This window comes from Mesorhizobium sp. M2A.F.Ca.ET.037.01.1.1, from assembly GCF_003998075.1.
In the GTDB taxonomy this organism is placed as follows: Bacteria; Pseudomonadota; Alphaproteobacteria; order Rhizobiales; family Rhizobiaceae; genus Mesorhizobium.
Genome location: NZ_RZSA01000139.1, coordinates 1 through 9,716, shown reverse-complemented (window position 1 = coordinate 9,716; position 9,716 = coordinate 1). Strand labels below are relative to the sequence as shown.

Here is a 9,716-nt window from a genome sequence, read left to right as displayed (position 1 = left end):
GCCTTGTAGCCGGCAAAATCCTTGTCGGAGACGCCGCCGACCGCGCCGATCAGCGTCGCTGCCGGCAGCACGGCGCGGATGGCGGCAATGCCGCTCGCTCCAAGCACGCTCGCCGGGAAGAATTTCAGCGCCGAGGCGCCGAGCCGGATCGCCTGGAAAGCTTCGGTGGGCGTGAACACGCCAGGCATCGTCACCATGCCATGATGCATGGCGCGGCCCATGACCTCGGCATCGATGTTGGGGCTGACCAGCAGGCGACCGCCAGCCTTGTGCAAGGCGTCGACGTCCGCAGCCGTCAGCACCGTGCCGGCGCCGATCAGCGCGGTTTGCGGCAGCGCCTTGACCAGATCGGCGATGGAGACGAACGGCTCCGGCGAATTGAGCGGCACTTCGATCGCCTCGATGCCGGCGTAATGGATCGCCTTGCCGATCGCCACCGCCTCGGACGGCTTCAAGCCGCGCAGGATGGCGACAAGGCCTCGCCTGAGCTTCGGGAAGGGTGCGGTCTGGCTCATCAAGCGCCTCCAATCATGCCGTTCTCGCGCGCGGCCTCGACGAGGCCGGCGCGCACCGCTTCATCGGCGTCGACGGTGCGGAAGGCAAGGCCGGCAAAGCCGAGCGCCGTGCCATAAAGCGTGGCCAGCGCGCCCGAGGCGACCAGCACCACCGGCGCTTCGCCGGCGCCATAGCGGCGCCTCGCCGAGGCGATCTCGCCGCCGATCAGCAGTCCGGACAGGCATGCCGCCGCGTCGGCGGGCTTCAAATCCTGCAGAAGCCCGGCGGCGCGGATAGCGAACAGCTTCGAGGTCACGTCGCCGCCCTCGCCCAGGGCCCGCTCGCACCATTGCCGGAAGAACGGGCTGTCGGCGGCGACCGGAGCGGGATGCTCGCCCAGCGAATGTTTCAGGATCGAGTGCGTAGCCAAGACGGAAAACAATTCGCCGGTCGGCCAGGTGCCGAAGCCTCCGACGGCGCCGTGCTCGACCGCGACCCATTTCGAATGGGTGCCGGGCATGCAGACGAGATGCCTTCCCTTTGCCGGCAAACCGGCGCCGGCAAGCTGGGTCTCTTCGCCGCGCATGACATCCGGCGCGTCGGCCAGCCGCTGCGCGAGGCCGGGCACGATGCGGATGTCGCGGCGCGAGCCCTCGATGCGCGCGGCGCCGCGCAGAATCGCGCCGATCGGCGCCGGCACGGTGAGATAGGGCGCCTCGATCCAGCCCTGCCGCGAGCCGGCCATGCCGCAGATGACGACCGGCAGCGCCTCCGACGCGCCCATGGCTGCCAGATGGCCTTCCAGCACCTTGGCAAAACCTTTTTCGCGAGCGGTGATCAGCCCGTCGTCGCCGCGCCGCTCGGCAAGCACGTTGCCGGTATTGTCGAGCAGCCAGGCCCGCAGCCTGGTCGTGCCCCAGTCGAGCGCGGCGACTGCCGGTGTCGCGCTCACAGGAAGCCTCCGTCGACGATCAGCATCTGGGCGGTCAGCATGCGCGAGGCGTCGGATGCCAGGAATAGCACCGTGCCGACCATGTCGTCGGGCTGCATCACGTCCTTGATGCATTGCTTGGCGACATGGGCGGCGAGGCCCTCGTCGGTGACCCAGAGCTCGCGCTGGCGCTCGGTGATGACCCAGCCTGGCGCCACCGCGTTGACGCGGATGCGGTCGGCGCCGAGCTTGCCGGCGAGGCCTTTCGTCAGGCCGAGTATGCCCGCCTTGGCCGCGGTGTAGGCCGGCATGTCGGGATGGTTGATCAGATAGGAGGTGGAGGTGAAGTTGATGATCGAGCCGCCGCCGGCGCGTTTCATGCCGGGCGCCACGGCCTGCGCAGTGAAGAAATGCGGCCGCAGGTTGATGGCGAGATTGTTGTCCCAGAACTCGACCGTGACGTTTTCCACGGCGTGGCGATCGTCGAGCGCGGCGTTGTTGACCAAAACGGTCACGTCGCCATGCGCTTCGGCCGCCTTGGCCGCGGCGGCGCGCAGCGCCGCGATGTCGCGCAGGTCGGCCTTGAGATAGAGCGGGCGGCGGCCGAGCTCCTTCTCCAGCCGGTCGGCGAGGGCCGTGCTTGGCCTCTCGGCGATGTCGATGAAGGCGACTTTCGCGTTCTGCCGCATGAAACCTTCGGTCAGCGCCGCGCCGATGCCGGAGCCGCCGCCGGTGATCAGCACCGAGGCGCCGTCGAGGTCGGCAAAGCGTGCCGATGGCATCATGATTTCTTCTCCCTTTGGCCGGCGCGCATCCTAGCCACGCCGGGCCGGGGGGCAAGGGCGAAAAGGCGGATTCGGCAGCTTATGTCCGACAAATGCGGCACTCCCCCTCACCCAGCCTCCGCTTCGCTCGGCTGACCTCTCCCCGAGGGGAGAGGAGATTGCCGGCGTCGGCGCCAGTCTCTTCTCCCCGATGGGGAGAAGGTGGCCGCGAAGCGGCCGGATGAGGGGGCTAGCGCCGCCCTATGCGATTCCCAAAGCTGTTGTCAGATTGCCTTGGCATGCAGCGCGCCGCGATAGGAATCGCGCAGATAGCCGAGCGTGGCGTCGGCATCGGCCGGCTTGCCGAACAGATAGCCCTGGCCGCCGGCGCAGCCGAACTGGACGAGGCGGTCGGCCTGCGCCTCGTCCTCGATGCCTTCGGCGACGACATCCATGCCGAGCCCCTCGCACATGGCCAGGATCGCTCGGATGATGTGCTCCGAGGGCCGGTCGTCGAGAATGGAGGAGACGAAGGCGCGGTCGATCTTGAGCTTATCGAAATGGAACTCGCGCAGGCGGCCGAGCGAGGACTGGCCGGTGCCGAAATCGTCGAGCGAGACGCGGATGCCGACGCGGCGCAGGTCCTCGACGATCTTCTCGGCCGAGGCCGGATCGTTCATCAGGCCGGTCTCGGTGATCTCGATCTCCAGGCGGCGCGGGTCGAAGCCGGTGCGCTCGAGGATGGCCAGGATATGCAGGCCGGTGTTCTGGTCGACAAGCTGCGAGGGCGACAGGTTGAAGGACAGGAACAGATCCTTGGGCCAGCTGCGAGCCGCTTCCGTCGCCTTGCGCAGCACCAGCTGCGACAGCGGACCGATGATGCCGCGTTCTTCGGCGATCGGGATGAAGACGGATGGCGGCACGACGCCGAGGTCGCGGTCGGTCCAGCGCGCCAGGGTCTCGAAGCCGATGGTGCGGCGGCTGTTCAAATCGACGATGGGCTGGAAATGCGGCTCCACCTCGCCGGCCGAGACGGCGCGGCGCAGCGCCTGCTCGATGCGGGTAACGCGCTTGGCCGCCTCCTCCATCTCGCGCGTGTAGACGACGACGCGGCCGCGGCCCGAGCGCTTGGCGTGATAAAGCGCGGTCTCGGCCTTGTTGATCAGGATCTCGGTGGTCTCGTCGCCGGAATAGAAGAGCGAGCAGCCGACCGAGGCCGAGAGCCTCGCGGTGCGCTCGCCGACGTCATAGGGCGCCGACAATATCTCGATCAGCATGCGCGACTTCTCGGCCGCCTGCTCCTCGGAGAACACCATCGGGTAGAGATAGGCGAACTCGTCGGCGCCGATTCGGCAGACGGTGGAATAGCCATCCATCGAGGCGCGCAGGCGCATCGCCACTTGGATCAGGATGTCGTCGCCGGCCTTGTGGCCGAACAGGTCGTTGATCGGCTTGAAGCCGTCGAGGTCGAGGATGCCGACGGTGAAGGGCGCGGGATCGTCGGCGCGGTCGCTGATCAGGCGATCGACCTTGTCGAAGAAGCGACGATGGTTGCCGAGCCCGGTCAACGAATCCGTGAAGGCCAGATCCGTGTTTTCCTTGCCTGGCTGACCGGTGCCAAACGTCGTTTGCATCATGTCCCTGTTCTGATGTCGGTATTTCTCATCAGACTGGCACCAAAGCGTTTAGGAAAAGTATCGGAAAATCGATTTTCCTTCGTCCAGGAGTTGCTTGCGCCGCCGGCAACGGTTCAGCCTTGGACAAGGACTTCCGATCCGCTCCAAAATATTCTTTCATTCGAAACTTCTAATATAGATGTCGAATACTCTTTCCAGATTCGCTTCCGGCCGTGCGATCGCGCCCGCCGCTTGCGCTTTCCTTTAACCGGCTTGTCTGACGCGATAGAGCTCGATCGGGCTGCCCTTGGTCTCGCTGACCGGCTCGAGCCAGTCCGGCACGCTGCCGCGCAGCAGCCCGGCCAGGAAGCCCTGTGGCGCCTTTTGGGTCAGGGTCCGGCTCTCGCCATTGCCGGGGCAGATGGCGACGAGGCCGACACGATGCGCCTCGACGATCCGCCGCGCGTCATCGGCCGAGCCGAGAAAGGCGTCCAGCGCCAGGAGATTGCCGGCGACGTTGCGATGATAGGGGCCAGCGAAGACCTTGTGGCCGCTATAGACGAGGATCGGCGCGCCGAGATTGGAGATCGCAAGCACGGTCGTGCCGGTCATGCCGCCAAGCGGCGCGAAGGTGGCCTTCTTCTGGCAGGCCTTGTCCATCGCGCCGCGGTCGGCGACAGCCGGTCCTTTTTTCGAACGCCACCGAGGCGGCGGCGGCAACGCCGGTCCAGACCGGGTTGATCGAGACCAGCCAGACGGCCGCGAGGCGCAGCGCCACGCCGGGCGAAGAGCCGGCTTCCGCCCGCGCCCGCCATTTCGCGATCCAGGCCGACAGCGGAATGACCGCGAAGGCGATCGAGAAGGTGGTGCCGCGCAGCTGCCAGGCGCCGACCACGAAGGAGACGGCGAGCAGCGCCGCGACGAGGCTGTCCTGCCGCCGCCAGCCGCCACGGCGGAAGCGCAACGCCATCAGGATGATCGCGACCAGCGGCGTCGCATAACGCGCCGCAACGCGCGCCGGATCATGGACGAGCTGCGTGAACAGCGACTGGGCCTCGTCGATATGGTCGAGCCACAGTTCCTTCAGGCGCGGGTCGAGATTGGCATAGGGCGCCGAGAGGCATTGCGGGAACAGCGCCGCCACGACCGCGCCGAGGACGACGCCCAGCGCGGCAAGCAACGCCAGCCCGCGCTGCCGGCTGCCGGCGGCGGGCTCGACCAAGGCGATCGCCGCCAGCCCGACGCCGGCGATGGCGGCGACGACGAACTGCGCGACGGAGAAGGCATCGCACTCAGCCACGCCCCAGGCGGAGGGCGGGATGGTGGCGACGAAGACAAGCGCCCCGACGCCGGCGAAGCCGAGGCCAAAATCGCGGGCGATTGTCCGCTCGCCGCTCGGATCGGCGACGAACAGCAGCGACACGCAGACCCCGATGGTGGCGACATAGGGCACGGTTTCCATGCCGACGGCGAGCGTCAGCGCCGCGGAGAGGCCGGACAACAGCGCGGCCCAGCGCCAGGCAGGCGCCTCGAGCAGCAAAGCGAGGCTCGCCATGGTGAGCATCAGCTGGACGTTGTGGTGATCGAGCGCGCCGGGGTCATAAATGCCGAGAAAATAATAGCCGGCGCCGCCGACCAGGATGGCGGGCAGCGCCGCGCCGGCGCCGCCGAAGCTGCGCGCGGCGCGAGCGGTGAAGAACAGGGTCGACCAGAAGAGCAGCGCCGGCCACAGCACCTGCGCCACGTCCTCGGCAAGCGGCCTGCTGCCGGTCAGCGCCGAGGCGGCAAGCACGATCGCGGCGATCGGCGCATCCACCAGCCTGGACCAGTGCATGACGAAGCCGCCTTCCAGCCCCATGCGATACTGGTGAAGGTCGAACCAGCCCTGACCGGCAAGCAGGTCGCGGACCTCGACGAGGCGCAGCAGATTGTCGTTGTCGCCGCCGGCATCAGTCAGTTGGCCAAAGCCGGTCCACGCATCGGCGGCGAGCGCGAGCAGGGCGGCAAGCAGTGCCAGCACGAGGTCGGATTTCCACGCGGCGGCGCCGTTCTCGGCTGTGCCCATGCCGTGACCTTTGACGGGAGAGGATCGGTTTAAACCTAGCCTTAACGGCTTCAATAAATAGTAAAACGGCTCGACGGGACCGGCATCAGGCCGGCCGGAGGCTGGTCGGGCGCCCGGAGACAGACATGCCGCATGCAGTCCGCCACGAGCCGGTCATCGCCGTGCTCCTGCCTTGCTACAATGAGGAGCTCACGATCGGCGAGGTCGTGCGGCGCTTCCGCGAGACCCTGCCGTCGGCCGCGATCTATGTCTACGACAACAATTCCAAGGACCTCACGGCGCTGAAGGCCCGCGCAGCCGGCGCCATCGTCGTGCGCGAGCCGCGCCAGGGCAAGGGCAATGTGGTGCGGCGCATGTTCGCCGACATCGATGCCGACATCTATGTGATGGCCGACGGCGACGGCACCTATGCGCCGGAAGACTCGCCGCAGCTGATCAACGTGCTGCAGACCGAGCGCTCGGACATGGTGGTGGGCACCAGGCGCGGCGTGACCGACGATGCCGGCCGCAACGGCCACGCCTTCGGCAACCACATCTTCAACCGGCTCTACAAAGGCCTGTTCGGGACCGATTTCACCGACATCTTCTCCGGCTACCGGGTGTTTTCGCGCCGCTTCGTCAAAAGCTTCCCGGCCGTGTCCGGCGGCTTCGAGATCGAGACCGAGATGTCGGTGCATGCCTCGCAGCTGAAGCTGCCGGTGAGCGAGATGGCGCTGGATTACGGCCGCCGCCCGGAAGGCTCGTCGTCGAAACTGTCGACCTTCCGCGACGGCGCCAGGATCCTGTGGATGTTCGCCATGCTGGTGAAGGAGACGCAGCCGCTGCGCTTCTTCGGCACCTTCGCGCTGTTCTTTCTGGCGGCGAGCATCGGCCTGATGATCCCGGTGGTCATCGAATTCGCCGAGACAGGGCTCGTGCCGCGGATGCCGACCTGGGTGCTGTCGATCGGCATGCTGCTTCTGGCCATGCTCTCGATGATGACCGGGCTGATCCTCGATTCGGTCTCGCGCGGCCGCGCCGAGCAGAAGCGCATCTTCTACCTGTCGATTTCCTCAGCCCGGGCGGAGCGCGGGGTACCGGCACAGGCCTCGCCGAAAAGCGAGCCGGGCAAGGCCCCAAGGGCGGCATAGGGGGCGGCATAGTGGGCCGCCTCTTCCGCTTCACTCTTGCCGGCGGCATCGGCTTCGCCGCGGATGCGGCGGCGCTCTGGCTGCTGCTTGCCGCCACGCCGCTTGGCGCGCTTTCGGCGCGCGTGCTGTCGATCGGCTTCGCGCTCTGCGTCACGTGGCAGATCAACCGCCATGTGACCTTCGCGCCGTCGAGCCGGAGCATCGCTGAGGAAGGCGCCCGCTATGGCGGCGTCGGCATCGCCACCAGCATCGTCAACTATCTGGTCTACTGCGCCGTCCTGCTCGCTCTGCCGGCCCTGCCGCCGCTGGCAGCGCTCGCCATCGCCTCGATCGTTGCCATGACGCTGTCCTTCCTGGGCTATTCCAGGCTGGTCTTCGACCGCTGAGACCGCTTGGAAATTCCACTCTGGCGGCTATCTGTTGGCGGCTTCTCCGCTTCCGGTGCTCACGGACGCGAAGTCCGCTCCGCTCCGGTTCTCAAAACCACCACCATATGACTCGCCAGAGCGAATTTCGAAACGGTCTCTAAGCTTCTGCACCAAGCGAGCACGATTGGCAGGAGCCGCCGATTTCCTTATATCGACGGCTGAGTTTCCCCGGAGAGGAAAAATGCCGCTCAAGATCGCCGTCCAGATGGACCATGTCTCCACCGTGTCGATCGCCGGCGACACCAGCTTCGCGGTGTCGCTGGAAGCGCAGCGGCGCGGCCACAAGCTTTTCCACTACACGCCCGACCGGCTGTCGATGCGGGACGGCAAGGTGTTCGCGCGCGTCGAGGAGATGCAGGTGCGCGACGAGAAGGGCAACCATTATTCGCTGGGCGAGAAGGTGCGCACCGATCTCTCCGAGATGGACGTGGTGCTGCTGAGGCAGGATCCACCCTTCGACATGAACTACATCACCACCACACACATATTGGAGCGCATCCATCCGAAGACGCTGGTGGTCAACGATCCGGCCTGGGTGCGCAACAGCCCGGAAAAGATTTTCGTCACCGAGTTCCCGGACCTGATGCCGGAAACGCTGATCACCAAGGATCCCCAGGAGGTGGCGGCCTTCCGCAAGGAATTCGGCGACATCATCGTCAAGCCGCTCTACGGCAATGGCGGCGCCGGCATCTTCCACCTGCACGAGGCCGACCGCAACCTCGCCTCGCTGCTCGAGATGTTCGGCCAGCTGTTCCGCGAGCCCTATATCGTGCAGCGCTACCTCAAGGACGTGCGCAAGGGCGACAAGCGCATCATCCTGATCGACGGCGAGCCGGTCGGCGCCATCAACCGCGTGCCGGCCGAGCACGATTCGCGCTCCAACATGCATGTCGGCGGCCGCGCCGAGAAAACCGAGCTGACCGAGCGCGAACGCGAGATCTGCGCCCGCATCGGGCCTTCCCTGAAAGAACGCGGCTTCATCCTGGTCGGCATCGACGTGATCGGCGACTACATGACCGAGATCAACGTCACCTCGCCGACCGGCATCCGCGAGGTCAAGCGCTTTGGCGGGGCGGATATCGCGGCCCTGTTCTGGGATTGCGTGGAGGAGAAGCGGGGGTAATTCTCTTCACGATGCAGGCGGCGTTCCATCGGGCCCGTCGTGTCGCCGAATAAGGTAACGGGGCTTCCGCCTGCAGTGGACGACGAACTATTTTGGGGGGCGAGATGCCAATGTGCTGCCTATGACCGGAAATGCTCCCGCGCTCTATCCACAACTGGGCCTGACTCCCCGTTTTCCAAGGCTCGCAATTTCATGGTAATTGTCACCGCAAGCGACAATAACTTTGTGCCCGGGCTTTTTCTATTCATCTTTTCTGCCTGGATTCATAATCGCGAGGCGAAATTCGTCGTCATCGATGCAGGAATAGAGCCTGCGAGCGTGATAGAGCTTCGCCGTTTTTGCGAACGAAACGGAATTGACTGTCAGTTGGTGCAAGCGGACGGCAAGCGGATTTCCGATCTGCCGACAAGAGGCAAGCTGCTGACGACGGCCGCATATGCCCGAATACTCATTCCCGAGATATTGCCTGATTGCGACAAGGCCATCTATTTGGATGCGGATACGCTGGTGGTGTCCGATCTCGGTGCCCTCTGGTTGGCGGACCTGGGCGACAATTTGGTCGCCGGCGTGGTTGACGGCTTCGTCGAGCAGGAGGAACTCGACGACATCGAAATGTCCCGGAATGAATATATCAATTCCGGCGTTCTGGTGATGAATCTCGTCGCCTGGCGCAGGGAAGGCATTGCGGACAGGGTCTTTGCGACGGTTCGTGAAACCGCCAAGTCGCGATACCTCGACCAGACGGCCTTGAACACGGTGGTGCGCGGACGAGTTCTCTTCCTCGGCAGGGAATGGAATTTCTTTTCAGAGCGCTATGTGGAAATCGAACGGCGACTTCCCAAGGTGATCCACTATGCAGGGTCGGCCAAGCCCTGGCGCTACAGGCGCGTGCCTTTTGCCGATGTTTTCAATTTCTACAGAACCCTGTCGGGTTCGGATATCCCGGAGGGGACGCTGCTTTTGAAATCCGCTCGTAGGCGCAAGATGATCCTTGGCCTTATCGGGCTGCGCAGAAAATACTGGTCCTCCGCCCTGGCGACTTACTACTACCACCGTCGATTTACCAAGCCGCATCTGCGAAGCCTTGGTAAGATGTTCTCGAAGGTTCCGTTGCCGCCGCAGCACTCGACTGCCGCGCGGGAACGAGACGCGCAGTTGCTGACG

General features: G+C 65.4%; 10 protein-coding genes. 4 read left to right on the top strand and 6 right to left on the bottom strand.

The features are described 5' to 3' along the window. The 6 genes from EOA27_RS09785 to EOA27_RS09765 form a co-directional block, all read right to left on the bottom strand. Positions 1 to 515: 2-dehydro-3-deoxy-6-phosphogalactonate aldolase (locus EOA27_RS09785; RefSeq protein ID WP_127256051.1), on the bottom strand; the 515-nt coding region annotated here is incomplete at its 3' end. After that, positions 515 to 1,447, bottom strand: coding sequence for a 2-dehydro-3-deoxygalactonokinase (locus tag EOA27_RS09780; protein WP_245491061.1), 933 nt, complete (start codon positions 1,445 to 1,447; stop codon positions 515 to 517). The genes EOA27_RS09780 and EOA27_RS09785, both read right to left, overlap by 1 nt. Continuing rightward, a complete protein-coding gene (locus tag EOA27_RS09775) occupies positions 1,444 to 2,211 on the bottom strand; it encodes an SDR family oxidoreductase (protein ID WP_126080213.1) in 768 nt (255 codons plus the stop codon). Before EOA27_RS09775 ends, EOA27_RS09780 begins: the two co-directional genes overlap by 4 nt. Before the next feature lie 263 nt (positions 2,212 to 2,474). Then, complete coding sequence (locus tag EOA27_RS09770) at positions 2,475 to 3,824, bottom strand: EAL domain-containing protein (RefSeq protein WP_126083626.1); 1,350 nt, start codon at positions 3,822 to 3,824, stop codon at positions 2,475 to 2,477. 246 nt (positions 3,825 to 4,070) lie between these two features. Beyond that, entirely contained in the window at positions 4,071 to 4,418 is a 348-nt protein-coding gene (locus EOA27_RS42050; RefSeq protein ID WP_245467306.1) for a hypothetical protein, read from the bottom strand. Further along, the gene (locus EOA27_RS09765) at positions 4,360 to 5,871 is read right to left on the bottom strand and encodes a GtrA family protein (RefSeq protein ID WP_245467307.1); all 1,512 of its coding nucleotides are present in this window, start codon (positions 5,869 to 5,871) and stop codon (positions 4,360 to 4,362) included. Before EOA27_RS09765 ends, EOA27_RS42050 begins: the two co-directional genes overlap by 59 nt. Positions 5,872 to 5,996: 125 nt before the next feature. Here EOA27_RS09765 and EOA27_RS09760 point away from each other — a divergent pair, with 125 nt between their 5' ends. From EOA27_RS09760 to EOA27_RS09745, 4 genes are all read left to right on the top strand, one after another. Beyond that, the gene (locus EOA27_RS09760; RefSeq protein WP_126080214.1) at positions 5,997 to 7,001 is read left to right on the top strand and encodes a glycosyltransferase; all 1,005 of its coding nucleotides are present in this window, start codon (positions 5,997 to 5,999) and stop codon (positions 6,999 to 7,001) included. Between the two features lie 11 nt (positions 7,002 to 7,012). Then, positions 7,013 to 7,387 carry a GtrA family protein gene (locus EOA27_RS09755; protein ID WP_127256047.1) on the top strand — a complete coding sequence of 125 codons (375 nt, stop codon included), beginning with the start codon at positions 7,013 to 7,015 and terminating at the stop codon, positions 7,385 to 7,387. Positions 7,388 to 7,610: 223 nt separating this feature from the next. Then, positions 7,611 to 8,552, top strand: coding sequence for a glutathione synthase (gene gshB, locus EOA27_RS09750; protein WP_126080216.1), 942 nt, complete (start codon positions 7,611 to 7,613; stop codon positions 8,550 to 8,552). A 192-nt stretch (positions 8,553 to 8,744) separates the two neighbouring features. Continuing rightward, positions 8,745 to 9,716, top strand: a 972-nt coding sequence (locus EOA27_RS09745; RefSeq protein WP_145970306.1) for a glycosyltransferase family 8 protein, incomplete at its 3' end; no start/stop codon positions are given.

Coding starts and splice junctions, on each gene's coding strand:
- EOA27_RS09760 (WP_126080214.1), top strand. CDS start 5,997: ATGCCGCATGCAGTCCGCCACGAGCCGGTCATCGCCGTGCTCCTGCCT.
- EOA27_RS09775 (WP_126080213.1), bottom strand. CDS start 2,211: ATGATGCCATCGGCACGCTTTGCCGACCTCGACGGCGCCTCGGTGCTG.
- EOA27_RS42050 (WP_245467306.1), bottom strand. CDS start 4,418: ATGACCGGCACGACCGTGCTTGCGATCTCCAATCTCGGCGCGCCGATC.
- gshB (WP_126080216.1), top strand. CDS start 7,611: ATGCCGCTCAAGATCGCCGTCCAGATGGACCATGTCTCCACCGTGTCG.
- EOA27_RS09770 (WP_126083626.1), bottom strand. CDS start 3,824: ATGCAAACGACGTTTGGCACCGGTCAGCCAGGCAAGGAAAACACGGAT.
- EOA27_RS09765 (WP_245467307.1), bottom strand. CDS start 5,871: ATGGGCACAGCCGAGAACGGCGCCGCCGCGTGGAAATCCGACCTCGTG.